Genomic DNA, 24315 nt, shown 5'->3' with positions numbered 1-24315 from the left:
AACGGGGCCGCGTGGCCCCGTTTCTTATTCTGCGGCTTCCGGCTTTTCCGCCTCGGTCTTGGGTTTCGGCGTGCGCGGCTTGCGCGGGGCAGCCGGCTTGCGCGGCTTCGGCGCCTCGGCAGCGGAGGCCTCGGTGGCCGGGGCTTCCGGGGCGGTCGTCACCGGCGCCGGGGCCGAAGGTTCGGCAGGTGCTTCGGGCGTGACCGGGTGTTCGGCGGCGCCTTCAGTGCCTTCGCCACGCGGGGCACGACGGTCGTATTGCGGACGCGGGCCACGGAAATCGCGGCGGCTACGGTCGCCCTCGCGGCGCTGGTTCTGCCCTGCCTGCGGCTGCCCCTCGCGCTTCATTTCCGGCGTTTCGACCAGCGTGCTTTCCTCGTCAGCGGTCAGCGTCATGGCCTCTGCCGGAACCTCGGGCTGGTCGCCTGCCCCCGGGTCGCGGGCATCGTTCCGGTCGCTGCGGTCCTGATGGCGGGGATTGCCGCCGGACTGGCCGTTGTTCTGGCCGCCGCCCTGCTGGTTGTTGTGGTTCTGATATTGCTGCTGACGCGCCTCTTGCTCGGCCGCCAGTTCGCGTTGCGCCTCGCTGAGCATACGGGTGTAATGCTCGGCGTGCTGAAGAAAATTCTCGGCGGCGACGCGGTCATTCGAGAGCTGCGCGTCACGCGCGAGAATGAGGTACTTCTCGATGATCTGCTGCGGCGTGCCGCGCACCTTGCCTTCGGGGCCGGAGCTGTCGAAGACACGGTTGATGATGTTGCCCATCGTGCGCGGGCGGTTCGACTTCGAACGCGAGCGGGATTTAGAGGATCTCATCTTGTCCTATGATCCGGTAGTCCGGGGTGACTGGCCGACCTGCATCGTCTGCCGCGCGAGGGAAATTCCCTCCGGAGGTATGCTGTCATGCTTTCAGCTTGAAAACGGGGAGCGAGCCAATCGCCCCGCCGCTGAAACCGGAGTAACCATGCGACGTGCTGCGTGACAAGCAGATTCTGCGCAGAAAATTGGGGAAAACCTCGATTTTGTGCCAAAATGGCCGGAAGTCGCCGGTCATTGCGGTGCAATGGCGGAAACGACGCGGTGGCGATTGTCCAGATCGGTGAGGATTCGTGCCTGTGCCAGCCCGGCGGCGGAGAACAGCGCGGCAACGGCGGCCCCCTGTGTCGGGCCGATTTCCACCAGAAGCCTGCCCTGCGGCAGCAGATGGTCGCGCGCACCGGCTGCGATGGCGCGGTAGGCATCCAGCCCGTCGCCACCGGGGGTCAGGGCCAGATGCGGCTCCCATTCGCGGACCTCGGGGTAAAGCCCGGCCATTTCATCGGCGGCGATATAGGGCGGGTTGGAGACGATCAGATCGAAGCGACCGCTGACCGGGGCGAACCAGTCGCCTTGCAGGAAGGACGCGCGGTCCGTGAGGCCGAGGGCCACAGCATTGCCGCGCGCCACCTCCAGCGCGGCGTCCGACAGGTCGGTCGCAATTCCCGTCGCCCCGGACCGTTCTGCGAGCAGCGTCAGCAGGATCGCGCCCGAACCGGTACCAAGATCCAGAATACGGGAGAACGGCGCGGCCAGGGCTTCGGCGACCAGCGTTTCGGTTTCGGGGCGCGGGTCCAGCACATCACGGGTGACGCGGAAACTGCGCCCCCAGAACTGTCGCTGCCCGGTGATCTGACTGACCGGCTGACGCGCCAGACGCGCGGTCACGGCCTCTTCCAGCCGCATCGCCGCCGCTTCGGGCAGCGGATCATGCAGCGCCAGCATCACCCGGTCGGCTGAGATCTCAAGCGCATGCGCCATGAGAAGCCGGGCATCCCGTGCGGCATCGGGCAGACCGGCGGCCGTCAGGCGGGCGACAGCCTCGCGATAGGCTAGGGCAGCGGTCACGCCTCCATCTCCGCCAGTTTGGCGGCCTGATCATGCGAAACCAGCGCCTCGATCACCTCGCCCAGATCGCCCTGCATAATCTGCGGCAGGGCGTAGAGCGTCAGGTTGATGCGATGGTCGGTCATCCGCCCCTGCGGGAAGTTGTAGGTACGGATGCGCTCGGAACGGTCGCCGGACCCCACCTGCGCCTTGCGGTCGGCGGCGCGGGCCGAAGCGGCCTTGTCACGCTCCATCTCGAACAGACGGGCACGCAGCACCTGCATCGCGATGGCGCGGTTCTGGTGCTGCGACTTCTCCGACGAGGTGACGACGATGCCACTGGGGATATGGGTGATGCGCACAGCCGAGTCGGTGGTGTTGACGTGCTGGCCACCTGCCCCGCTGGCGCGCATCGTGTCGATGCGGATGTCGGTGGCGGGGATGTCGATGTCGACCTCCTCGGCCTCGGGCAACACGGCGACGGTAGCGGCAGAGGTATGGATGCGGCCCCCCGCCTCGGTTTCCGGCACGCGCTGCACGCGATGGGTCCCCGCCTCGTATTTCAGCCGGGCAAAGACGCCCTCGCCCTGCACATGCGCGGTGAATTCCTTCAGCCCGCCAAGATCGGAAAGCTGCTGTTCCAGCACCTCGAAGCGCCAGCCCATGCGTTCGGCATAGCGTTGGTACATCCGGGCCAGATCACCGGCGAAAAGGCTCGCCTCCTCGCCGCCGGTGCCGGGACGGATCTCAAGGATCGCCGGGCGCGCATCGGCGGCATCTTTCGGCAGAAGCGCCAGACGCAGGGCCTGCTCCATCTCGGGGATGCGGTCTTTCAGGCGGGGAAGCTCTTCCTCGGCCAAGGCGCGCATTTCGGGATCGGTCAGCATGGCCTCGGCCTCGGCCAGATCGGCCAGGGCACTGCGATAGGCCACGATTTCCGCCACCACGGGTTTCAGATCGGCATATTCGCGGCTGAGCGCGGCAATCTCGGCCGGGGCGGCGCCCTGTCCGAGCTTCGCTTCCAGATATTCGAAGCGGCGGGTGATCTGGTCGAGTTTATCGAAGGGAACCATGCGACCGATGTGGCGCGAAGGCCGCGCGCGGTCAAGAGGCGGATGGGGACAGCGCGGCCAGCCAGCGTTCGGCGCGCGCCCGGTTCACCCCCATATCGGAATAGCCAAACCGCGCGCGGGACCAGAGCCTGAGGCTGGCGCCTTGCGGTGTGGCGAAGGTTTCGACCGTGATGACATCGGGAAAACCCCAAAGGGCAGACCGCTGCACAAAGGTCATGCGCCCTTCCGCCGGGCTGCCCGCGATCAGGGTCGTGCGCGGCTCGGCCAGCGCCACGGCTTGCAGACGTTCGGCCAGTTCCCAGTTTGTCAGGCCAGGGAACACCGGGGCGGCGATCTCGCCGCCCTCGGGTCGCACCCGCACGTCATTCGGCTTGCCGGTGCGCAGAGGCTCGGCAAGGCTCACATGCCAGTCCGCCGGATCAAGCGGCGCGAACCGCACCGCCAGCGCGAGGCACAGCACAGCCAGCAGCGGCAGACCAAAAGTGACGGCGAGGATCAGTTTCATCGCCGGGTCTTGGCCCAATGGTGCAGGCAGAGGATTTCGTAGGCGACATGGGCGCCTGCAATGGCCGTGGCCCCGGTGGTGTCATAGGGCGGCGAAACCTCGACCACATCGCCCCCGACGAGGTTCACCCCCGCCAGATCGCGCAGAATCGCGGCGGCCTGCCAGCTTGCCAGCCCACCCCAGACCGGCGTGCCGGTGCCGGGCGCGAAGGCCGGGTCCAGCGCGTCGATGTCGAAGGTCAGATAGACCGGATGGTCGCCGACGATGGCTTTCACCTTCTCGACGATCCGCGCCACACCGATTTCATGGCATTTGCGGGCGTCGATGACATTCATCCCCAGATAATCGTCGCAGAAGGTGCGAATGCCGATCTGGACGGATCGCTTCGGGTCCACGATGCCGGTCTTGACCGCCTTATACATCATGGTGCCGTGGTCGATCCGAGTCAGGTCGTCATCGGCCCAGAGGTCGGAATGGGCGTCGAAATGGATCACACTCATCGGGCCGAATTTCTCGGCATAGGCCTTGAGGATCGGCCAGGTGATGAAGTGATCGCCCCCCAGCGTGATGCTGGAGGCGCCTGCCTTCAGGATGGTGCGGATATGATCGGTCAGCCGGTCGGGGAAATCCGCGACCTTGGCATAATCGAAAGCCAGATCGCCGTAGTCGATCACCGCCAGATCCTCCAGCGGGTCGGTGCCCCAGCCCTGCGGCGGATCATAGGGTTGCAGGCTCGATGCCTCGCGGATGGCGCGCGGGCCAAAGCGGGTCCCGGTGCGATGCGTCACCGCCTGATCGAAGGGCACGCCGGTCACGGCGACATCCACCCCCGTCAGATCCTTGGTATAGGTCCGGCGCAGAAAGCTGGTGGCGCCGGCAAAGGCGTTTTCAAAGGCATAGCCGCGCGGGCTTTTACGGGTAAAGGCGGTATCGACTTCGTTCTTGGCATCTTCAAGGGCCATGGAACGCTCCTCGGGTCTGAAGGTCGTCATTCTGGTCATCGGAGACGCGCCGGATCCGGGTGCGGCGAGATTGCCGCCCCGGTCGCCAAAGTCAAGCCTTGCGGCAGAATTTGATCATTTTGCGGTAGCGCGCAGCATCCAGGCTGCTTTTTCATGCGCAGCACAACGCCCGGTCAGCAGATCGGCCGTGACCGGGTCATTGCCCTTTTCGGCCGCCGCGATCACCTTGCGCATCCGCTTGGCCACCGCCTCGTGATCCGAGGCCAGATCCTCGATCATCTCATGCGCCGAGGGCAGCTTGGCCGGGTCGCTGATGATCGAGCCTTTGGCCATGGCATCCAGCTGGAACGGCGCCAGACGACCCAGCGCGCGCATCCGTTCGGCCAGATCATCGGCGGCCCGGAACAGATCGTTATACTGTTCCTCAGTCAGCAGGTGGATCGGATGGAACAGCGGCCCTTCCACATTCCAGTGATAGGCATGGGATTTAAACAGCAGCCGGTAAGTATCGGCCACGGCCTGCGACAGGCCCTCGGAAATGGCCAGCACATTCACAACCCCGGTGTCGATCCGGTCGGCCTGCGGGACGGTGTCCAGAACATCGGTCATGGCAGTCTCCTTTCCTGATGGCCGGGGCGGGATGCCCCGGCGGTCAGTCAGGCAACGTGCATTGCCGCCTGCGGGTTCCGCTCAACCCAGTTTCACGCCTTCGCACACCAGATCGTCGGCCACTTGCCGGATGGCACGCTCCAGCGTATCGCCCACCATCCCGACATCCTCGGCCGTCAGGGTCAGCGGCGGCGACATCACGTTCAGATGGCCCAGCGGGCGCACCATCAGGCCCATCGCCTCGCAGGTGTCGGCAATCCGGGTGCCCACGTCCAGATCCTCGGGCAGAAGCGCCCTGGTGGCCTTGTCGGCAACATTCTCGACGCAGATCATCAGCTTGCGGCCGCGCACCTGCCCGACCATGGGCAGCGCCTCCAGTGCCTTCATCCGCGCTTCGAACAGCGCACCCACGCGGGTGGCATTGCCCAGCAGGTCTTCCCGCTCGATGATCTCGATGTTCTTCAGCGCGGCGGCGCAGGCGACGGGATGGCCGGAATAGGTGAAGCCGCTGGTGAACCAGCGCGCGCCATCCGCCGCCATTGCCTGCCAGATCCGGTCGGAAAAGATCAGCGCGCCCAGCGGCAGATAACCCGAGGTCAGCCCCTTGGCGCAGGTGATCATGTCAGGCTGGATGCCGAATTCTGCCTCGCTGGCGAACCAGTGGCCCAGACGTCCGAAAGCGGTGACCACCTCATCGGCCACGAACAGGATGTCATGTTGGCGACAGATCGCGGCCATGCGTTGCAGATAGCCTTCGGGTGGCACGATCACCCCGCCCGAGGCCTGAATCGGCTCGGCGAAGAAACCGCCGACCTTCTCGGAGCCGATCTGGGCCAGTTTCGCCTCGAACTCCGCCACCAGCCAGTCGCAGAAGGCGGCCTCGTCCATGCCTTCCGGCGCGCGATAGGGGTTCGGCGCGGTCAGGTGATGGATGCCGGTTTCCTGATAGCGGAAGAATGGCACGCGGTCGCCGGGGCGCTTGCCCACCGATTGCGAGATATAGGTGGAGCCGTGATAGCTGTAATCCCGCGCGATCATCTGCGTCTTTTCGGGTCTCCCCATCGCGGTCTGATAGTAATGCACCATGCGATAGGCCGTATCGACAGCAGTGGAGCCCGAGGTGGTGAAATGCACCCGGTTCAGATCGCCCGGCGCAAGGCTGGCAAGCTTCGCCGCCAGCAGCGCCGCCGGTTCGTTGGTCGTGTCAACGAAGGTGTTGGAAAAGGCGAGCCGCGTCACCTGATCGGCTATCGCCTCGGCCATCTCGCGTCGGCCAAGGCCGATATTGGTGCACCACATGCCGCCGATAGCATCGAAATAGCGCCGCCCCCCGGCATCCCACAGCCAACAGCCCTCGCCCCGCGACATCACCAGCGCCCCCTTCTCCTCGAAGGGGCCAAAGTTGGTCCAGGGGTGCAGGTGATGGGCCTTGTCCATCGCCTGCACATCCTGTGGGCTGGGGCTATTGCGGGGAAAATCGGCGGTCATCACTCGCTCCGTTGCGGTTGGCGTCAGGAGCGACTGTAGCATTTTGATCAAAAGTCGGCCAGCCGGAGCCACCTACCAAAGGCTGTGGTTGCATAGATATTGTGGCCTAAAGGTTGATCCACCACGATATGCCGAAGCCGCCCGCTTTAAAGCGATTCGGCTAGGCCAGCCGATCCGGCAGGCGGCGATCCGACATCAGCGCCGAAACCTCCGCATCCGGCATCGCGGCAGCAGCATAGTCAAAGCAGCCTTCGCTCAGGATCTGTCTGGCAGCAGCCTGCACCGCGCCAAAGCCCGTGCGGAACAGTGACCCGCCCAGGCTGATGCGCTTCACCCCGGCCCCGGCCAGTTCCGCCACGGTAAAACGTGCCCCGGTCAAGCCCATCACCACATTGACCGGACGGTCGACCGACGCACAGACACTGCGGATTGCTGCCAGGTCACGCAGGCCCGGCGCGAACAGCACATCGGCGCCCGCCTCGGCAAAGGCTTGCAGCCGCGCGATGGTGTCATCCAGATCAGGGCGCCCCCACAGAAAGTTCTCGGCCCGCGCGGTCAGCAGAAAAGGCTGCCCCTGCACCGCCTCGGCAGCGGCGCGCACCCGTTCCACCGCATGTTCAAAGGGAAAGATCGGGTCGGTGGCGTCGCCGGTCGCATCTTCGATGGAACCGCCCGCCAGACCCGCAGCAAGCGCCAGACGCAGGGTTTCGGCGCAGTCCTCCGGCGCCGGACCAAAGCCATCCTCCAGATCGGCGCTGACCGGCAGGTCGGTCGCCGCCGCAATTTCGGCTGCATTCTGCAAAACGCCCCGGCGGCCAAGCGCCCCGGCGGAATCGCGAAGGCCTTGGGCATAGGCATGGCCCGCGCTGGTGGTCGCAAGGGCCGCAAACCCCGCAGCTGTCAGCAGACGGGCCGAGCCTGCATCCCAGGCATTTGCCACCACAAAAGCGCCGGGCGCCTGATGCAGCGCCCGGAACCATTCAAACTTTGCCGGCTGGTCCATGTGACATCTCCCTTTTCAGGAAGTCTGGGCCAACCGGAACAAATTGGAAACACCTATTTCGCAGGCAGCGCGGTTTCCACCAGCCGGGCAAAGAAGCTGGCCCCGACCGGCGCCGCCTCGTCGTTGAAATCAAAGGCCGGGTGATGCAGCCCCGCGCCCGGCCCGGTTCCGAGGAACAGATAGGCGCCTGGCCGCGCCTCCAGCATATAGCTGAAATCCTCGGACCCCATCTCGCGCCCGGCCTCGGCATTCACCAAAGCAGGGCCGACGACCTCGCGCGCGACAGAGGCCGCGAAATCGGCCTGATCGGCATGGTTGATCGTGGGCGGATAGCCCCAGTCATAATCAATCCGCGCGGTGACATTGAATGCTGCGGCATGCCCTTCGATGATCTCGTAGATCCGTTTTTTCAGCAGCGCCCGCACCTCGGGTTTGAAGCAGCGGATGGTGGCGGCAAACATCGCCTCTTCCGGCACGATATTGCTCGCCGTCCCGGCATGGATCATGGTGACGGACAGCACCGCCTCATCCATCGCAAAGATGTTGCGCGACAGAATGGTCTGCAACCCCTGCACCATCGAGACCACAGCCGGAATCGGGTCGATGCATTCATGCGGGGTGGCCGCATGGCCGCCGCGCCCGGTGACATGGACGACGGCAGTATCGACCGAGGCCATCAGCGCCCCGCGTGTGGTCTGGAACTGGCCGAAGGGCAGACCCGGCGCATTGTGGATGCCATAGACCTCGGCGATGTCGAACCTGTCCATCACCCCTTCCTGCACCATGACATTGCCGCCGCCGCCGTCCTCTTCGGCCGGTTGGAACAACAGCGCCACCCGGCCCGAAAACCGCCGCGTCTCGCACAGGTATTTTGCCGCGCCCAGCAGCATGGTCACATGGCCGTCATGACCGCAGGCATGCATCTTGCCCGACACTTTCGAGGCATGTTCCGCCCCTGTCGCCTCGTCGATAGGCAGCGCATCCATATCGGCGCGCAGCCCGATGGTCCGCCCGCCATCCTGCCCGTTGATGATGGCCACGACGCCCGAGGTCGCGATCCCTTCGTGGATTTCATCCACCCCCATCTCGCGCAGGCGCTCCACGATGAAGGCCGCCGTCTGGTGGCACTGGAATTCCAGTTCGGGATACTGGTGCAGATGCCTCCGCCATCCCTTCATCTCTTCGGCGAAATCGGCGATGCGGTTCAGGACTGGCATGAGGTGGACTCCCGGCACGTTTCAGGTCTAAGCCCGGAGGGAAGCCGAAAACCGGAGCCTCCGCAATGCCCAAGCGTCCCCTGCCCCGATCCGAAAGCGACGCCCTCGTGCATGACGCTACGGCAGGCATGCCCCGCCTGCTGGAGATCATGGCCCGCTTGCGTGCACCTGACGGCTGCCCATGGGACCGCGAACAAGACTTTACCACCATCGCCACCTATACGCTGGAAGAGGCGCATGAGGTCGCCGATGCCATCGCGCGCGAGGCATGGGACGAGCTGCGGCTTGAACTGGGCGACCTGCTTTTCCAGTCGGTCTATCACGCGCAACTGGCGGAAGATGCAGGGCTTTTCACTTTTGAGGATGTGGTTTCTGCGATTTCCGACAAGATGGTGGCGCGGCATCCCCATGTCTTTGGCGACGAAAGCAACGCGAAAAGCGCCGAACAGCAGACGGCGGATTGGGAACGGGTCAAGGCCGCCGAACGCGGCCCGGCCCGCACACTGGACGGTGTGGCCATGGCACTTCCGGCACTGACGCGGGCGGTGAAGCTGCAAAAGCGCGCTGCACGGGTAGGGTTTGACTGGCCCTCGACCGCCGAGGTCGTCGACAAGATCGTCGAGGAGGCGCAGGAACTGACCGAGGCCCGCGACCGGCTGACCGAGGCCGAGGTGTTCGAGGAATTCGGCGATCTGATGTTCGTCGTCGCCAATCTGGCGCGGCACCTTAAGATCGACCCTGAGGCCGCGCTGCGCGCCGCCAATGCCAAATTCACCCGCCGCTTTGGCCGGATCGAGGATTGGCTGGCCGAGTCAGGCCGCAGCCCCGCCGACAGCGACCTCGCGGAAATGGACGCGCTGTGGAACCGGGCCAAGGCGGAAGAAAAGGCGCGAGGCGAGGGGCAGATGCCAAATTCGGCGTGAACGAATATGTGAATTTCTTCCCGAAGAAATTTGCCCGCTCAATTCCGACTCGTTCAGTCAGGCATTGACCCAAGTGAAAGACTCGGGTTATCACGGCGCCAGAATTTTTGACAAAAGAGGTCAACAATGAAGCGCGCCCTGCTGGCACTCGCCCTCTGCTCGACGGCCCTTCCCGTCTTCGCGGACGAAGTGAACATCTATTCGCACCGTCAGCCCGAACTGATCCAGCCGCTGCTGGACGCCTTCACCGCCGAGACCGGCATCGAAACCAACGTGGCCTTCGTGGACAAGGGCATGGTGGAACGTCTGGTGGCCGAGGGCGACCGCTCGCCCGCCGATCTGGTGCTGACCGTTGACATCGCCCGGCTGAGCCAGGTGGTCGAGGCCGGTGTGACCCAGGCCGTCCAGTCCGACGTTCTGAATGCCAATATCCCGGCCGAGTTCCGCGACAAGAATAATCACTGGTTCGGCCTGACCAGCCGCGCCCGCATCGTCTATGCCTCGAAAGAGCGCGTGAAGGACGGCGAGGTCACCACTTACGAGGATCTGGCCGATCCGAAGTGGAAGGGCCGCATCTGCTCGCGCTCGGGGACGAATGATTACAACATTGCGCTGCTGTCGGCCTATATCGCCCATCACGGCAGCGAAGCCGCGACGCAATGGGCAGAAGGTCTGAAGGCCAATCTGGCACGCAAGCCCACGGGCAATGACCGCGATCAGGTCAAGGGCATCTGGGCTGGCGAATGCGACATCTCGATCGGCAATACCTATTACATGGGGCAGATGCTGGCCGACCCGGAGCAGCAGGAATGGGCCAATTCCGTTCGCATCGTCTTCCCGGTGTTTGAAGGCGGCGCCACGCATATGAACATCTCGGGCGTTGCCATGACCAAGGCCGCCCCGAACCATGACGCGGCTCTGAAGCTGATGGAATGGCTGTCGTCGGACGAGGCGCAGCGCATCTATGCCGAAACCAACAACGAATTCCCGGTGAAGCCGGGTGTGCCCGCGTCGGAACTGGTGGCAAGCTGGGGCACCTTCACCCCCGATGGCCTGTCGCTGGCCGATATCGCCGGGCACCGCGCCGAGGCGCTGAAGATCATGGAACAGGTCGATTTCGACGGCTGATCCCGGATCCTGCTCCGGCACGGCAGACGGGCGCCTCCGGCGCCCGTTTTTACTATATGGTCAAATGTCCGCTGCCGGAATAAACCTTGCAGGCCGCTGACATGCCAGGCAGGATCGCCGATAAACTCCGGGTTGAACGTGCAACTCCGGCCCTGCTATGCCAGCGTGTCCGACAGAGTCGCACAGGAGAGACCGATGCCTCAAGGCCCGCGCAAGATCATCATCGACACCGATCCGGGGCAGGACGATGCCGTGGCGATCCTGCTGGCGCTTGCCAGCCCCGAAGAGGTGGAGGTTCTGGGCATCTGCGCCGTGGCGGGCAATGTGCCGCTGGCGCTGACCGCCCGCAATGCGCGCATCGTCTGTGAACTTGCGGGCCAGCCCGGCGTGAAGGTCTTTGCGGGTTGCGACCGGCCGCTCAGCCGCAAACTGGTGACGGCGGAATATGTGCATGGGGCGACCGGGCTGGACGGGCCGCAACTGCCCGATCCCGTGATGAAATTGCAAGACCGGCATGCCGTCGATTTCATCATCGAGACGCTGCGGGCCGAACCCGCGGGAACCGTCACGCTTTGCCCGCTGGGGCCGCTGACCAATATCGCCACCGCCCTGCAACGCGCGCCCGACATCGCCTCGCGCATTCAGGAAATCGTGCTGATGGGCGGCGCCTATTTCGAGGTGGGCAATGTTACCCCGGCGGCGGAGTTCAACATCTATGTCGACCCGCAGGCGGCGGATATCGTGTTCCGCTCCGGCGCGCCGCTGGTGGTGATGCCGCTCGATGTGACCCATAAGGCGCTGACCACCCGCCCCCGGATCGAGGCTTTCCGCGCCATGGGCACCGAACCGGGCCGCATGGTGGCAGAATGGACCGACTTTTTCGAACGTTTCGACGTGCAGAAGTATGGCAGCGAAGGCGCCCCGCTGCATGACCCCTGCGTCATCGCCTGGCTGATCCGGCCCGAGTTGTTCACCGGGCGGCACATCAATGTCGAGATCGAAACGCAGTCCGAGCTGACACTGGGCATGACCGTCGCCGACTGGTGGGGCGTGACCGACCGCAAGCCCAATGCACTGTTCATCGGGGATCTGGATGCCGACGGTTTCTATGCGCTGCTGACCGAGCGCATCACCCGGCTTTAACCCAGCGGCAGAACCACGGTGAAGGTGCTGCCCTGCCCTTTTTCACTTTCGATGCGCAGCCGTCCGCGATGACGGTTGACGATATGCTTGACGATGGCCAGCCCCAGCCCGGTGCCCCCTTTCTCGCGCGAGCGGTGGGTATCGACCCGGTAGAATCGTTCGGTCAGGCGCGGCAGGTGCTGCGCCTCGATGCCTTCGCCCCTGTCGCGCACCGCCACCGAGACCGCACCGCCCGGCGATCCGGGCAAAGCCGCCTCGCGGCCGATGCTGACGGTGACCAGCTTGCCGGGCGTGCCGTATTTCACCGCATTCTCGACGAGATTGTGAAACACCTGGGTCAACTGGTCCGCATCGGCCCTCAGCTTTACCGGCGCCGCGCCGCCGGTCAGTTCCAGCGTCACCCCCGCCTGTTCGGCCATCGGGCGCAGCGTCGTCAGCACGCTGGCCAAAAGACCCGACAGATCGACCACGCCCTCGGGCCGCATACGCTCCTGCGATTCCACCCGGCTGAGCGACAGAAGATCGCGCACCAGCCGGGTCATCCGTTCGGCCTCGCGCGACATGATGCCCAGAAACCGCTCGCGGGCATTGGCGTCGTTCTTCGCCGGACCTTGCAGGGTCTCGATGAACCCCAGCAGCGCGGTCAGCGGCGTGCGCAGCTCGTGGCTGACATTGGCCACGAAGTCCCGCCGCAACTGGCCGATCAGCTCCTGTTCCGTCACGTCGAAGAAACTGCACAGCGCCCCGCCTCCCGGCGTCGGGCCGACGGTGATGTCATAGACCACCTCATGCGCGCTGGGGCTGAGATTGCAGCGCAGATGCTGTTTCTCGCCGCCGTGCATGACTTCTTCGATCGCGGCCACCAGCGCCGGCTGGCGCAGGCTCAGCCCGAAATGCCGCCCGACGGCCTGTGGCCCCAGAAGAGCCACCGCCCGCGCATTGGCCACACCGATCCGCATGTCGGGGCCGACATGCAGCATCGGCAGGGGCACCGCCTGCATGAAAGCCTCGCGTTCAGCCACGATCCGCGCCGTTTCACCATCCATATCCTGCATCCGCTCGGGCCTCCCGGGTTGAGGCAGGCTTACCGCCCTCCTGCCCTTGCCGCAACAGGAAGCCCTGCCCGATGACCGAACACCCGCCCGATCCCCCGCAGAATGTGCTGGTCATCGACTGCCCCGAGGCCATGCGGATCGCCGAAAACCTGGAGCCGCCGCCGATGGTCATTTCCATCGCCTTCCGGCAGCTCAGCCGCACGCTGCTGGAGGTTGTTGCCCCGGATTGCGTCGCCCTGCCGCTGCTGGGCAGCGGCTTTGACGCGGTGCAGGTGATCGAGCGCCTGCGGACCTTCGGCTACACCGGCCGGATCTGCGCCATCGCGCCGGACCTGCCCGATGCGGCCCTTGTCGCGGCAGAACTGACCGCGCTGGCCGACGGCCTTCCGGTTCATGTGATCACGCCGGGGCAATACCCCGGTTACAGGTCGCGCTGATAGATCCAGTCATGATCCGGGTCGTTCCGGAACCGCCATTTGCGCAGCGGCCCGGCCATGACGTTAAGGTAATACATCTCATAGCCATAGGGCGCGCCGCAGGGATGATGCCCCTTCGGGACCAGCGTGACATCATGGTTCCTCACCGCCATGGTCTCGTCCAGGCTGCCATCCTCGGTATAGACCCGCTGCACGCCAAAGCCCTGCGCCGGGTTCAGCCGCATGTAATAGGTCTCCTCCAGATAGGTCATTCGGGGGAAATCATCCTCGTCATGGCGATGACTGGGATAGCTTGACCAGTTACCGGCGGGGGTGAAGACCTCGGTCACCAGCAGGCTGTCAGCGACCTCCTGCATCTCCATCGCGATGTTGTTGACGAAGCGCGTGTTGGCACCCTTGCCGCGCTGGGTCAGCGTGATGCCGTCAGGCCCCAGCCGCCGCACCGGATGACCACCCTTGCCCGGCGCGGAACAGACTGCCAGCGTGCAGGAGGTGGTGGCCTCCGCCGACCAGTTGCTGCCGTTCGGCACATAAAGGCAATGCGGCGGCGTCTTCTCGAAAACATCCATCCTCTCGCCCATTTCACCGAAGGCAATACCGGCGGCCGTCAGCCGGGCCCTGCCCTCGACCAGCACAAGGATGACTTCACGCGTGCCCGTCGTCTCGGCCACGCGGTCCCCCGGCTCAAGGCGATAGAGAGCGAACCCCACATAGCCCCAGCCCGCGCTGTCGGGGGTCACGTCATGCACCTTGCCGCGTGTGCCCAGCGGCCGCACCAGAAGATCGCCCATCCTTCGCCCCTTCATCTGTTCCAAAATATCCTCGGGGGTACGGGGGGCAGACAGCCCCCGGTCTTCGTCCCCCTCACATCAGCCCGCTGGCCCGCGCCAGCCGTTTCAGCGTCGCGAGGCCCAGCGTCTGATACATCAGCGGATTGCAGCGCCTCGGGTCCTGCTCCGCCTCGATCACGATCCAGCCGTCATATCCGGCGGCCTTGAGTATCCGCATCAGCGGCGCGAAATCCACCCCGCCTTCCTGATCCCCCGGCACCGTGAAGGCGCCCGCCCGCACCGCCTGCAAAAAGCTCATCTCCTCCGTCCGGGCCCGGTGCACCACATCGGGGCGGATGTTCTTGGCATGGAAATGCCGGACCCGGCCGATATGGCGGCGCAACACCGCCTCGGGGTCGCCACCGCCAAAAGCGCAATGCCCGGCATCGAACAAAAGCTGCACATGCGGCCCCGTCGCCGCCATAAGCGCGTCGATGTCTTCCGGCGTTTCAATGATCGTGCCCATGTGGTGATGATAGACCAGCGTTACCCCTTCGCCCGCCAGATAGGCCGCGAAAGCCTCCAGCCGCGCCCCGAAGGCGCGCATCCCGGCCGCGGACAGCATGGGCCTCTCGCGCATTGGCCGGTCCGCCTCGCAATGGATCGCGTTCGAGGTTTCGCAGACGATGCAGACCTTGCAGCCATTGTGCTTGAGCTTTGCCAGATGGCCCTGCACCGCCGCGATTTCCTCGGCCACCGTGCGGGTCAGCAGCTCCGAAGAGTACCAGCCCGAGACGAAGCGCAGCCCGTATCCGGCAAGCAACGCGCGCAGCGCCTCCGGGTCGTCGGGCCAGCGATGTCCGTTCTCGATCCCGTCAAAGCCGATCTGGCGTCCGGCCTCGTCAAGGATCAGGGCGGTTGGAATATGCGCGCCGATGCTGGGATCGTAGTCATTGGCCCAGGCGATCGGATTGGTGCCAAAGCGGATCATGGCTGCGTCCTCAGTTCGTCAGCCGCGCGCGGGCGGTGTTGGCGATGTAGCGCTCATAGGCCTCCCGCATCGTGTCACGGTCGCCCGCTGCGGGAACCGCCACTTCCCAGAAATGACCGTGCGGGCCCGCGGCTGTCTCGATGCCGGTGCCCGGAAAATCACGGGCGGTGGTCTCGATCACGATGACGGTGGGTTTCTGCCGGCCCCGTGCCTCGCGGATGGCGCGCTGCAAGCCTGCCAGACCCGCCACCTTCACCGCATGTGCCCCCATCGAGGCCGCATGGGCCGCATAGTCGATCCGGGGCTGATCCTCGATCAGGCAGTCCTCGTAAAGATTGTTAAAGGCCGCCCCGCCACAGCCCAGAGTTTGCAGCCGGTTGATACAGCCATATCCCCGGTTGTCGGTCAGGACCACGGTAAAGGGGATGCGCCGCATCACCGCCGTGGCCAGTTCGGCATTGGCCATCATGTAACTGCCATCGCCCACGAAACAGATCACCTCGCGCGCAGGCTGCGCCAGTTTGAGCCCCATGGCCCCGGCCAGTTCATACCCCATGCAGGAATATCCGTATTCCATGTGATAGCCGCCCGGCGCCGCCTGCCACAGCAGCTTCAGCGCCCCCGGCATGGTTCCGGCGGCACAAAGGGCGATGGTCGCCTCCGTGCTGACCGCCTGAACGGCGCCGATCACCTGGGCGTCACTGGGCAGCGCATCCTCCGCCACCGGGGCGCCGCAATGGGCATCGACCGCCCGCAGCCAATCGGCCCGCGCCGCGGCGTCGATCCCGGCGCAATAGCCTTCCAGCAACGGCGACAGCGCCTCCAGTGCGACCCTGGCATCGGCCACAAGGCTCAGGGCACCATGCTTGGCCGCGTCATAACCATGGACGTTGATCGAAACCAGCCGCGCATCCGGCGCGAACAGCGTGCGTGAGCCGGTGGTGAAATCCTGCAAGCGCGTGCCAATGCCGATCACCAGATCCGCCGCGCGCAACGCCGCGTTGGCGGCGGCAGAGCCATCGACGCCCGCTGCGCCAAAGTTCATCGGATGGGCCTGCGCCAGCGCCGACTTGCCCGCCTGCGTCTCGGTCACCGCAATCCCATGGCGGCTGGCGAAAGCCGCCAGCACGGCCTCGGCGCCGGAATAGATCACCCCGCCCCCGCAAAGGATTACCGGACGCTCTGCCGCCCGGATCTGCGCCGAAACCTCTGCAAGCTCTCGGGCATCCGGGGCCGGACGCCGGATGTGCCAGACCTTCGGCGCAAAGAAGGCCTCCGGCCAGTCAAAGGCCTCGGCCTGCACATCCTGGCAGAACGCAAGGCAAACCGGGCCGCAATCCGCCGGATCGGTCATCACCCGCAAGGCACGGGGCAAGGCGGTCAACAGGTGTTCGGGCCGCTGGATGCGGTCGAAATAGCGCACCACCGGGCGAAAACAGTCATTCGCGCTGACCGTGCCGTCGTCGAAATCCTCGACCTGCTGCAAGACCGGATCGGGGCGGCGACTGGCAAAGACATCCCCTGCGATGAACAGGACCGGCAGGCGGTTCACATGCGCCAAGGCCGCCGCCGTGACCATGTTGGTCGCCCCCGGCCCGATGGACGAGGTAACGGCATGGGCCTGACGCCGCGCCCGTCCCTTGGCGAAGGCGATGGCGGCATGGGCCATGGTCTGTTCGTTCTGTCCCCGCCAGGTCGGAAACGGCGTATTGCCGCAAAGCTGCCCGTGCAGGCCCTGGTGCAATGCCTCGCCCAGCCCAGCCACATTGCCATGGCCGAAGATCGCCCAGCAGCCTTCGATGAAACGTTCACCCTCGGCGGTCATCTGGACCGACAGCCATTTCACCATGGCCTGCGCGGCGGTCAGCCGGATGGTCCGTGTCATGCTCCCGCTCCGTTCTGCGCACGCGCGCTGTCCCAGACCTGACAAAGACCCTGATACCGGGCCACCATCGCCGCAATCGCTTCGGCATCGCCGATCTCGCCCCGGAGCCAGCGCCGGGCGGCATCGGCAAAAATGGTGCGACCCACGGCGAAACCGCGCACCAGATCGTGCCGCGCCGCAAGGGCAAAGCTCTCGGCAAGCTGGTCTGCCGGGGCATCCAGACCCAGGACGACAATGCCGCGCACATGCGGGTCATTTTCCGTGATCGCTGCGCAGGCCTTTTCCCAGGCGACGGCAGAGGTGAAGGGTTCCAGCTTCCACCAGTCAGGATAGATCCCGATCTCGTAAAACCGCCGGATCAGCCGGGCCGAGGTGTCATCTTCCACCGGCCCCACCTTGGAGGGAATGATTTCCAGCAACATTTCCAGACGGTTGCGGCGGCAGGCGTGGAACAGACGCGTCACCGTCGCCTCCTGTTCCGCGCGCGTCTCGGGCGGATCATCAGGGTGGCTAAAGCACAGAACCTTCACCACCTGCTCCAGCGGCCATTCCGAAAGCCCGCCGTAATCCGGCCCGATCTCGGGTTCCAGTTCCAGCGGCCGCGAGCCCGGCCATTCCACCGGACGCCCGATCCACAGCCCCGAACCGGCAGCCGCGTAAAGCGCCTGTCGCCCCAGACGGCCATCGCAGAGGATGCCATAGCCTGGCCTCCCGGCCTGAACGCTTTTCGCAGCTTCCAGACACAAGAGCTTGAACGCGCCTATCTTTTCGGGCGTCGCGCCATCCATCGCCTCCATCTGCATCCGGTGATCGAAGGCGAAGACCCGCATGGTGGACCAGTCGCCATGGCGATTGGTCGCCCAGTGCACCTGCTCCAGCGCCGCATCCTTGCGCAGCGCCTTTTCCCGCACCCCGCGGCTGAGGAAGTAATTCATCTCCTCAAGGCTTGGGTAGGCCGGGGTGCAGCCATGGCGGCTGACGGCAAAGGCCCCGCAGGCATTGGCGTACTTCAGCGCGACCGGCCAGCTTTCGCCATCCAGCCAGCCCTTCAGCAGACCCGACATGAAGCCGTCGCCCGCCCCGAGCACATTGAATACCTCGATGGGGAATCCGGGGCCGGTTTCGCCGTCCTCCAGTTTATCAGGAATGGCGCCGGTGAAGGCCACCGCCCCAGCCGCCCCGCGCTTGCAGACCAGAACCGCGCCCGAAACCGCCCGCACGGCCCGGAGCGCTGCCACCGTATCGGTACTGCCACCCGCGATGTGAAACTCCTCTTCCGTTCCGACGATCAGGTCGAACAGATGCAGCGTGGATTGCAGCTTCGCCGTCACCGCCGCACTGGCGATGAAGCGGTTCTCGCCATCGCCATGCCCGGACAGACCCCAAAGATTCGGGCGATAGTCGATATCCAGCGCGGTCTGCGCGCCGCTTTCGCGCGCCAGATGCAGCGCCTTCAGGACCGCTGCCTCGGTCCGGGAATGGCTCAGATGCGTGCCGGTCGCCACAACGGCGCGCGCCTCAGCGATGAAGGACGGGTCAATATCATCTTCGCACAGCGCCATATCGGCACAGTTCTCGCGGTAGAAGATCAGGGGGAACTGGCTGTCATCGCGGATGCCCAGCAGAACGAGCGCGGTCAGCCGCTGGGGATCTGTCTTCACCCCGCGCACATCGACACCCTCGCGCGCCAGTTCCTCGCGGATGAAGCGCCCCATGTGTTCGTCGCCGACACGCGTGATCAATGCCGATTTCAGCCCCAGACGCGCGGTGCCTGCCGCCATATTGCAGGGGCTGCCACCGATGTATTTCTGGAACGATCCCATGTCCTCCAGCCGGCCACCCACCTGCGCGCCGTAAAGGTCGACCGACGACCGGCCAATGGTGATCACATCCAGCGTCTTCATCCACCCCTCCCTGCCTGCCGCACCCAAAAGGCGCGACTCCCTTAATGGAATATTTATTCTATTTTGATCTGCAAAGAAAGCAGTTTCACGCGCTGTCCCGCGCACTCCCCACGGAAACGGCCAAGGCCAGAGCGAGCGCAATGGTTGCCGAAAGCGAACGGAATGCCCCGAAATCCACCTCTGGCACGGTCAGGATGGCATCCGAAAGCGGCACCAGCGGGCTTGAGGCATGATCGGTGATTGCCACCACTGCAACGCCCCGCTCCCGCGCCTCGGTCGCCAAAGCCAGCGTTTCCTCGGAATAGGGCGCGAAGGTGATGGCGACCAGCGCATCGCCCGCGCGCAACGCAAACCTGTGATCGAGCTTGCCCGCCCCATCGTGCAACATCGCCGGAACGGACATTTTCTCAAAGACATACGCAAGATAGCTCGACACCGGATAGGCCCGGCGGAATCCGGCGACATGCAGCATCCCGGCCCCGGCCAACAAAGCGACCGCCCGCGCGAGCGCGGCTTCGTCTGTCGCTTTCGCCAGGGCCTCAAGGCTCTGCCGCCCTGCCTCGACAAATTCCGCCAGAAGCGCTGCCGGGCTGCCCGCCCCGTTCTGCTTCAGGTTTTTCAGCCGCGTTGCATAATCCGGCCGCCCCGGCGCATAGGCCTCGCGAAACAGCTTCTGCATTTCGGAAAAGCCTGAAAACCCGAGGATCTGGCAGAAGCGCATCAGGGCCGAGGGCGGCACATCCGCCCCCGCCGCCAGTTCCGCCACCGTCGACACGGCGATCCGATCCACATTCGCGGCGATGTGATCGGCGCATTGGCGCAAACGCTTGGGCAAATCGCCCCCGATCTGCGCCAGACGGTCGTGAAACTCCTCGACACTGGCAGGCGCCGCTACCGACGCGTCAACATTCGACATGGATCACTCCCCGACAGATCGACTGCAGGCTAGCAGAATTGGAAAATTTATTCCACAACGAAGCACTGCCGACCCCGATCATGCCCGCATCAAAGCAAACGGCGCGAGGGTTGCCCCCCGCGCCGTCCGTTTCATCCGATCCAGCCTGATCCGGATTACATCGCCACGCGGCGCTGGTCGTCGCGGCGCGCAGTCAGCTCCTCGGAGACGAGGAAGGCCAGTTCCAGCGATTGCGAGGCGTTCAGACGCGGATCGCAGGCGGTGTGGTAGCGGTCGCTCAGGTTCTCGTCCGTTACAGCCCGCAGGCCGCCGGTGCATTCGGTCACGTCCTGGCCGGTCATCTCGAAATGCACGCCGCCCGGAATGGTGCCCTCAGCCTTGTGGATGGCGAAGAACTCGCGCACCTCGCGCAGCACCGAATCGAAGGGCCGGGTCTTGTAGCCCGAGGCCGCCTTGATGGTGTTGCCGTGCATCGGGTCGCAGGACCAGACGACATTGGCACCTTCTTCCTGAACGGCCTTGATCAGGCGCGGCAGATGCTCGCCCACCTTGCCGGCACCGAAGCGCGCGATCAGGGTCAGCCGGCCAGCCTCGTTCGCCGGGTTCAGCTTCGCCATCAGCACCTTCAGATCTTCGGCGGTGGTCGAGGGGCCGCATTTCAGGCCGATCGGGTTCAGCACGCCACGGCAGAACTCGACATGGGCGCCGTCGGGCTGACGGGTGCGGTCGCCGATCCAGATCATATGGCCGGAGCCCGCCACATTCTGCCCGGTGATGGAATCGACGCGGCAAAGCGCCTCTTCATATTCCAGCAGCAGCGCCTCGTGGCTGGTGTAGAAGTCTACCCGGCTCAGTTCATGCGCGGTGTCGGAATTCACCCCGGCTGCATTCATGAAGTCGAGCGCGTCCGAGATGCGGTTCGACAGTTCGCGGTAACGCTCGGCTTTGTCATGTTCGGCAAAGCCAAGAGTCCAGCTGTGAACGCGGTGGATGTCGGCAAAGCCGCCGGTCGAGAAGGCGCGCAGCAGATTCAGACTGGCCGCCGCCTGGGTATATGCCTGCAGCATCCGTGCCGGATCGGGCACGCGGGCATCGGCAGTGAAGTCGAAGCCGTTGATGATATCGCCACGGTAGCTCGGCAGCTCTACGCCGCCCGCCACTTCGGTCGGCGCCGAACGCGGCTTGGCGAACTGGCCCGCCATGCGGCCGACCTTGATGACCGGCACCTTGGCGCCATAGGTCAGCACGACCGCCATTTGCAGCATGACGCGGAACGTGTCGCGGATATTGTCGGCGCTGAATTCGGCGAAGCTTTCGGCACAGTCGCCGCCTTGCAGCAGGAAGGCCTTGCCCTCGGCAGCCAGTGCAAGCTCTTTCTTCAGACGGCGCGCCTCGCCCGCAAAAACGAGGGGCGGATATTTCGCAAGCTGTGCCTCAACGGCAGTGAGTGCGGCCTGATCCGGATAGTCCGGCATCTGGACCCGCGGCTTTGCGCGCCAATCCGATTTTTGCCAGCCCTTCGTCATGGGGTGTCTCCGTGCGTTAGCGGTAATCCGACTGCCTATAAGGAGTCGTGTCGGAAATGCAAAGAGCCAAGCAAGGATCGCCCCTTGAAGGGGGGGCTGTTTCCTGCCTAGATGTGCCGAAATCGACGCAAACGGGTCGCATGATGTCCAGCCTGCCGCGCAAAGCCACGTCTATCGCCAAGGATGCAGCGCCGCGCCGCTTCATTTTCCTGTTGCTGGACCGTTTTACCATGCTGTCTTTTGCCGGTGCGATCGAACCCCTGCGCATCGCTAACCGCGTTGCGGGGCGTCAGATTTATACCTGGAAACTGGCGGGCGAAGGCGGGATGGAGGCGACCTGTTCCAACGGCGCATCCTTCAAGCTCGACATGGGGCTGGACGAGATCGACCGCGAGGATACCCTGCTGGTCTGCGGTGGCATCGACATTGGCCGGGCCACCACGCGCGGCGTCACCGGCTGGCTGCGGCGCGAGGCGCGGCGCGGCGTGGTGATGGGGGGGCTGTGTACCGGCGCCTATTCGCTGGCCAAAGCCGGGCTGCTGGAGGGGCGCAAGGCCACGATCCACTGGGAAAACCAGGACGGATTTCTGGAAGAGTTCGAAGAGGTCAAGCTGACCAAATCGGTCTTCGTGATCGACGGCAACCGGCTGTCCACCGCCGGGGGGACCGCCTCCATCGACCTCATGCTGAAGCTGATCGCCGCCGACCATGGCGAGGATCTGGCGAATACCGTGGCTGATCAGCTGATCTACAGCTCGATCCGCACCGATCAGGATACGCAGCGTCTGTCGATCCCGACCCGGATCGGCGTGCGGCATCCCAAGCTCAGCCAGGTCATCCAGAAGATGGAAAACAACATCGAAGACCCGATGAGCCCGGCCGATCTGGCCGAGGAAGTGGGCATGTCCACCCGGCAGCTGGAGCGGCTGTTCCGCCGCTACCTGAACCGCAGTCCGAAGCGGTATTATATGGAATTGCGGCTGCAAAAGGCGCGCAATCTGCTGATGCAGACGGATATGAGCGTGATCAACGTGGCCCTGGCCTGCGGCTTTGCCAGCCCGTCGCATTTTTCGAAATGCTACCGGAGCCACTATAATACCACGCCCTACCGCGAGCGCGGAACCCAGAGCGGGATGCCCGGAATCGGGACGCGGCTGTCGATCTGAGGTCGCGTCAGACGGCCAGCGGGTCCGGCCCATAGGCATTCGGACCCGCCGTGCCGCGCAGGCTGGCCCAGGCAAGCAGGAACAGCACCCCGATCATAGGGATCAGCCCCAGCAGCAGCCACCAGCCTGATTTGCCAAGATCATGCAGCCGCCGCGCCCCGAGCGCCAGAATCGGCAAAAGATTCACCAGATGCCAGATCGCCCCCAAAAGGCCCGGCGAATAGGTATAACGCATCATGCCAGGCCCCGTTATCATCTGGCTGGTACCGTCGATCTGCGAGATCAGTGCCGCGACAACGATCTGAAACAGCACGAACCACCAGAAGTCCGACCGCGCCGCGCGGCCCTCAAAACTGGCATAATTGCGATAGGCCGATTTCACGGCATCGACAGCGGTCATGCGGGCCTCCGGGCAATACGGTCCAAATCTGGCGCAGACAGCGCCCGCCGTCCAGCACCTTTGCCTCAGGGTGCCATGCGATAAAGCGCGCCGTTTTCCACTGACAGGAACCAGATCGCACCATCCGGCCCTTCGGCCACATCGCGCAGACGGCCGGTTTCCTCCGCGGCGATACGCTCTTCGGCAAAGCCGGTCCCGGCAGGCCTGTCGGGGTCCAGTCGGCTGAGGAAACCGCTGTTCAGGCTGCCGGTAAACAGATCGCCCGTCCAGTCAGGCACCAGCGCGCCGGAATAGATCATCAGGCCAGAGGGCGCGATGGAAGGGTCCCAGTAATGCAGGGGCTGCTCCATCCCCTCTTTCCGGGTGCCCTCGCCAATGGGGCTGTCATCATAGTTCACGCCGTAGCTGATGACGGGCCAGCCATAGTTGCGCCCCGGCTGCACTGCGTTCACCTCATCCCCGCCGCGTGCGCCATGTTCGACGGTCAGCAAGCGCCCATCCGGCGCCAGCTCGGCGCCCTGAACATTGCGGTGCCCCAGCGAATAGACGCCGGGTTGCCAGCCCGGCAAGGACGTCGCCGGTCTGCCGTCGCGGTTCAGGTGGATGATCTTGCCAGCCGCCTTCGCCGCCTGCTGCGCCGCCATGCCCGCAGGCCCGGTGCCCCGGTCGCCGGTGGTCAGGAACAGCGTGCCATCCGGCGCCTCCACCAGCCGGGCGCCGAAATGCCGCCCGCCGCGATAGCCCTCGGCGGTAAACATCAGCCGGAAATCCTCCAGCCGCGTCTCATCCTGCGAGAGGTGGCCACGCCCCACGGCGGTCGCCGCACCGCCCTTCACGGGCGCGGCGAGGCTGAGCCAGATTTCACGGCTTTGCGCGAAATCGCGCGGCACCAGAACATCCAGCAATCCCCCCTGCCCACGGGCGAAAACCTCAGGCAGCCCCGCGATGACCTGCCGCGTCTCGCCCCGCAGCAAGGTCAGTTGGCCTGCCCGCTCGGTCACCAGCACCGCGCCATCCGGCAGGAAGGCCAAAGCCCAGGGCTCCTCGAATCCGGTGGCAACCGGGGAAATCTGCATCACGCCAGCCGAAGTCTGCACTTCGCCCGCGATCACACCACCCGCGAGCATGACGCCCAGACCTACAACCGCCGCATAGCGAAAATGACGCATCGTCAACTCCTTGCCCTGTCGGTCAGAGTTAGGCCGGAGCCGCCGCATGTCCAGCAAATCGCCGGATCATACGGGCGAAATGACGAAACCCGGCCTTTTCTCTTGCGGGAACCAAACCGCACGGCAATCTGGCGTCAGTCTGCGCGGAGGATCGGCATAAGCCTGTCAATTGGGCACTTTCC

At 64.9% G+C, this 24315-nt stretch carries 23 protein-coding genes; 5 read left to right on the top strand and 18 right to left on the bottom strand.

The annotated features are described in order from the left end of the window. Positions 1–24: 24 nt before the first annotated feature. From AO684_RS14720 to AO684_RS14680, 9 genes are all read right to left on the bottom strand, one after another. Complete coding sequence (locus tag AO684_RS14720; RefSeq protein WP_054303488.1) at positions 25–816, bottom strand: DUF4167 domain-containing protein; 792 nt, start codon at positions 814–816, stop codon at positions 25–27. A gap of 234 nt (positions 817–1050) precedes the next feature. Continuing rightward, the gene (gene prmC, locus AO684_RS14715) at positions 1051–1884 is read right to left on the bottom strand and encodes a peptide chain release factor N(5)-glutamine methyltransferase (protein ID WP_054303487.1); all 834 of its coding nucleotides are present in this window, start codon (positions 1882–1884) and stop codon (positions 1051–1053) included. After that, positions 1881–2936 carry a peptide chain release factor 1 gene (gene prfA / locus AO684_RS14710; RefSeq protein WP_054303486.1) on the bottom strand — a complete coding sequence of 352 codons (1056 nt, stop codon included), beginning with the start codon at positions 2934–2936 and terminating at the stop codon, positions 1881–1883. The genes prmC and prfA overlap by 4 nt, the downstream gene beginning before the upstream one ends. A 31-nt stretch (positions 2937–2967) precedes the next feature. Beyond that, positions 2968–3441: a DUF1499 domain-containing protein gene (locus AO684_RS14705; RefSeq protein WP_054303485.1), complete on the bottom strand. Its 474-nt coding sequence runs from the start codon at positions 3439–3441 to the stop codon at positions 2968–2970. Then, complete coding sequence (gene speB / locus AO684_RS14700) at positions 3438–4403, bottom strand: agmatinase (protein WP_054303484.1); 966 nt, start codon at positions 4401–4403, stop codon at positions 3438–3440. The genes AO684_RS14705 and speB overlap by 4 nt, the downstream gene beginning before the upstream one ends. A gap of 114 nt (positions 4404–4517) precedes the next feature. Beyond that, positions 4518–5012, bottom strand: coding sequence for a Dps family protein (locus AO684_RS14695; RefSeq protein ID WP_054303483.1), 495 nt, complete (start codon positions 5010–5012; stop codon positions 4518–4520). A gap of 81 nt (positions 5013–5093) precedes the next feature. Then, the gene (locus tag AO684_RS14690) at positions 5094–6500 is read right to left on the bottom strand and encodes an aminotransferase (RefSeq protein ID WP_054303482.1); all 1407 of its coding nucleotides are present in this window, start codon (positions 6498–6500) and stop codon (positions 5094–5096) included. Between the two features lie 160 nt (positions 6501–6660). Then, the gene (locus AO684_RS14685) at positions 6661–7503 is read right to left on the bottom strand and encodes an oxaloacetate decarboxylase (RefSeq protein WP_054303481.1); all 843 of its coding nucleotides are present in this window, start codon (positions 7501–7503) and stop codon (positions 6661–6663) included. Positions 7504–7556: 53 nt separating this feature from the next. After that, a complete protein-coding gene (locus AO684_RS14680; protein ID WP_054303480.1) occupies positions 7557–8720 on the bottom strand; it encodes a M20 aminoacylase family protein in 1164 nt (387 codons plus the stop codon). Positions 8721–8848: 128 nt separating this feature from the next. On the opposite strand from AO684_RS14680, the gene mazG reads away from it, so the two are divergent. From mazG to AO684_RS14665, 3 genes are all read left to right on the top strand, one after another. After that, positions 8849–9643 (top strand): nucleoside triphosphate pyrophosphohydrolase, encoded by a 795-nt coding sequence (mazG, locus tag AO684_RS14675; RefSeq protein ID WP_161806023.1) that lies wholly within the window; start codon positions 8849–8851, stop codon positions 9641–9643. Between the two features lie 126 nt (positions 9644–9769). Continuing rightward, positions 9770–10771: a Fe(3+) ABC transporter substrate-binding protein gene (locus tag AO684_RS14670; protein WP_054303478.1), complete on the top strand. Its 1002-nt coding sequence runs from the start codon at positions 9770–9772 to the stop codon at positions 10769–10771. Between the two features lie 195 nt (positions 10772–10966). After that, positions 10967–11914 (top strand): nucleoside hydrolase, encoded by a 948-nt coding sequence (locus AO684_RS14665; RefSeq protein WP_054303477.1) that lies wholly within the window; start codon positions 10967–10969, stop codon positions 11912–11914. On the opposite strand, the gene AO684_RS14660 is transcribed toward AO684_RS14665, so the two are convergent. Further along, entirely contained in the window at positions 11911–12960 is a 1050-nt protein-coding gene (locus tag AO684_RS14660) for a cell wall metabolism sensor histidine kinase WalK (RefSeq protein WP_054303476.1), read from the bottom strand. The genes AO684_RS14665 and AO684_RS14660 overlap by 4 nt on opposite strands. An 80-nt stretch (positions 12961–13040) precedes the next feature. Here AO684_RS14660 and AO684_RS14655 point away from each other — a divergent pair, with 80 nt between their 5' ends. After that, on the top strand, positions 13041–13406 hold the full coding sequence (locus tag AO684_RS14655; RefSeq protein ID WP_054303475.1) for a hypothetical protein: 366 nt from the start codon (positions 13041–13043) through the stop codon (positions 13404–13406). Here the strand turns inward: AO684_RS14655 and iolB are convergent. The 6 genes from iolB to AO684_RS14625 form a co-directional block, all read right to left on the bottom strand. After that, complete coding sequence (iolB, locus tag AO684_RS14650; protein ID WP_054303474.1) at positions 13391–14197, bottom strand: 5-deoxy-glucuronate isomerase; 807 nt, start codon at positions 14195–14197, stop codon at positions 13391–13393. The genes AO684_RS14655 and iolB overlap by 16 nt on opposite strands. Positions 14198–14270: 73 nt before the next feature. After that, positions 14271–15167, bottom strand: a complete 897-nt coding sequence (iolE, locus tag AO684_RS14645; RefSeq protein WP_054303473.1) for a myo-inosose-2 dehydratase — start codon at positions 15165–15167, stop codon at positions 14271–14273. 10 nt (positions 15168–15177) lie between these two features. After that, positions 15178–17052 (bottom strand): 3D-(3,5/4)-trihydroxycyclohexane-1,2-dione acylhydrolase (decyclizing), encoded by a 1875-nt coding sequence (gene iolD, locus AO684_RS14640; protein ID WP_054303472.1) that lies wholly within the window; start codon positions 17050–17052, stop codon positions 15178–15180. Further along, complete coding sequence (iolC, locus tag AO684_RS14635; RefSeq protein ID WP_054303471.1) at positions 17049–18956, bottom strand: 5-dehydro-2-deoxygluconokinase; 1908 nt, start codon at positions 18954–18956, stop codon at positions 17049–17051. The genes iolD and iolC overlap by 4 nt, the downstream gene beginning before the upstream one ends. Before the next feature lie 85 nt (positions 18957–19041). Then, a complete protein-coding gene (locus AO684_RS14630) occupies positions 19042–19872 on the bottom strand; it encodes a MurR/RpiR family transcriptional regulator (RefSeq protein ID WP_054303470.1) in 831 nt (276 codons plus the stop codon). 155 nt (positions 19873–20027) lie between these two features. Next, on the bottom strand, positions 20028–21398 hold the full coding sequence (locus AO684_RS14625) for a class II 3-deoxy-7-phosphoheptulonate synthase (RefSeq protein ID WP_054303469.1): 1371 nt from the start codon (positions 21396–21398) through the stop codon (positions 20028–20030). Between the two features lie 143 nt (positions 21399–21541). Here AO684_RS14625 and AO684_RS14620 point away from each other — a divergent pair, with 143 nt between their 5' ends. Beyond that, positions 21542–22564: a GlxA family transcriptional regulator gene (locus AO684_RS14620; protein ID WP_054303468.1), complete on the top strand. Its 1023-nt coding sequence runs from the start codon at positions 21542–21544 to the stop codon at positions 22562–22564. Positions 22565–22571: 7 nt separating this feature from the next. On the opposite strand, the gene AO684_RS14615 is transcribed toward AO684_RS14620, so the two are convergent. Together AO684_RS14615 and AO684_RS14610 are read right to left on the bottom strand one after the other, a co-directional pair. After that, entirely contained in the window at positions 22572–22964 is a 393-nt protein-coding gene (locus AO684_RS14615) for a DUF805 domain-containing protein (RefSeq protein WP_054303467.1), read from the bottom strand. A gap of 65 nt (positions 22965–23029) precedes the next feature. After that, positions 23030–24133, bottom strand: a complete 1104-nt coding sequence (locus AO684_RS14610; protein WP_082401018.1) for a PQQ-dependent sugar dehydrogenase — start codon at positions 24131–24133, stop codon at positions 23030–23032. Positions 24134–24315: the final 182 nt, after the last annotated feature.

Origin of the sequence: Gemmobacter sp. LW-1, from assembly GCF_001303875.1 — a bacterium.
GTDB lineage: Bacteria > Pseudomonadota > Alphaproteobacteria > Rhodobacterales > Rhodobacteraceae > Gemmobacter > Gemmobacter caeni.
The sequence above is the reverse complement of the archived record's forward strand: the minus strand, read 5'-3'. Positions and strand labels throughout refer to the sequence as shown.

Excerpts from the sequence above, each read along its gene's own strand:
- AO684_RS14720 (WP_054303488.1), bottom strand. The coding sequence starts at position 816 with ATGAGATCCTCTAAATCCCGCTCGCGTTCGAAGTCGAACCGCCCGCGC.
- prfA (WP_054303486.1), bottom strand. The coding sequence starts at position 2,936 with ATGGTTCCCTTCGATAAACTCGACCAGATCACCCGCCGCTTCGAATAT.
- AO684_RS14705 (WP_054303485.1), bottom strand. The coding sequence starts at position 3,441 with ATGAAACTGATCCTCGCCGTCACTTTTGGTCTGCCGCTGCTGGCTGTG.
- speB (WP_054303484.1), bottom strand. The coding sequence starts at position 4,403 with ATGGCCCTTGAAGATGCCAAGAACGAAGTCGATACCGCCTTTACCCGT.
- AO684_RS14695 (WP_054303483.1), bottom strand. The coding sequence starts at position 5,012 with ATGACCGATGTTCTGGACACCGTCCCGCAGGCCGACCGGATCGACACC.
- AO684_RS14690 (WP_054303482.1), bottom strand. The coding sequence starts at position 6,500 with ATGACCGCCGATTTTCCCCGCAATAGCCCCAGCCCACAGGATGTGCAG.
- AO684_RS14685 (WP_054303481.1), bottom strand. The coding sequence starts at position 7,503 with ATGGACCAGCCGGCAAAGTTTGAATGGTTCCGGGCGCTGCATCAGGCG.
- AO684_RS14680 (WP_054303480.1), bottom strand. The coding sequence starts at position 8,720 with ATGCCAGTCCTGAACCGCATCGCCGATTTCGCCGAAGAGATGAAGGGA.
- mazG (WP_161806023.1), top strand. The coding sequence starts at position 8,849 with ATGCCCCGCCTGCTGGAGATCATGGCCCGCTTGCGTGCACCTGACGGC.
- AO684_RS14670 (WP_054303478.1), top strand. The coding sequence starts at position 9,770 with ATGAAGCGCGCCCTGCTGGCACTCGCCCTCTGCTCGACGGCCCTTCCC.
- AO684_RS14665 (WP_054303477.1), top strand. The coding sequence starts at position 10,967 with ATGCCTCAAGGCCCGCGCAAGATCATCATCGACACCGATCCGGGGCAG.
- AO684_RS14660 (WP_054303476.1), bottom strand. The coding sequence starts at position 12,960 with ATGGATGGTGAAACGGCGCGGATCGTGGCTGAACGCGAGGCTTTCATG.
- AO684_RS14655 (WP_054303475.1), top strand. The coding sequence starts at position 13,041 with ATGACCGAACACCCGCCCGATCCCCCGCAGAATGTGCTGGTCATCGAC.
- iolB (WP_054303474.1), bottom strand. The coding sequence starts at position 14,197 with ATGGGCGATCTTCTGGTGCGGCCGCTGGGCACACGCGGCAAGGTGCAT.
- iolE (WP_054303473.1), bottom strand. The coding sequence starts at position 15,167 with ATGATCCGCTTTGGCACCAATCCGATCGCCTGGGCCAATGACTACGAT.
- iolD (WP_054303472.1), bottom strand. The coding sequence starts at position 17,052 with ATGACACGGACCATCCGGCTGACCGCCGCGCAGGCCATGGTGAAATGG.
- iolC (WP_054303471.1), bottom strand. The coding sequence starts at position 18,956 with ATGAAGACGCTGGATGTGATCACCATTGGCCGGTCGTCGGTCGACCTT.
- AO684_RS14630 (WP_054303470.1), bottom strand. The coding sequence starts at position 19,872 with ATGTCGAATGTTGACGCGTCGGTAGCGGCGCCTGCCAGTGTCGAGGAG.
- AO684_RS14625 (WP_054303469.1), bottom strand. The coding sequence starts at position 21,398 with ATGACGAAGGGCTGGCAAAAATCGGATTGGCGCGCAAAGCCGCGGGTC.
- AO684_RS14620 (WP_054303468.1), top strand. The coding sequence starts at position 21,542 with ATGTCCAGCCTGCCGCGCAAAGCCACGTCTATCGCCAAGGATGCAGCG.
- AO684_RS14615 (WP_054303467.1), bottom strand. The coding sequence starts at position 22,964 with ATGACCGCTGTCGATGCCGTGAAATCGGCCTATCGCAATTATGCCAGT.
- AO684_RS14610 (WP_082401018.1), bottom strand. The coding sequence starts at position 24,133 with ATGCGTCATTTTCGCTATGCGGCGGTTGTAGGTCTGGGCGTCATGCTC.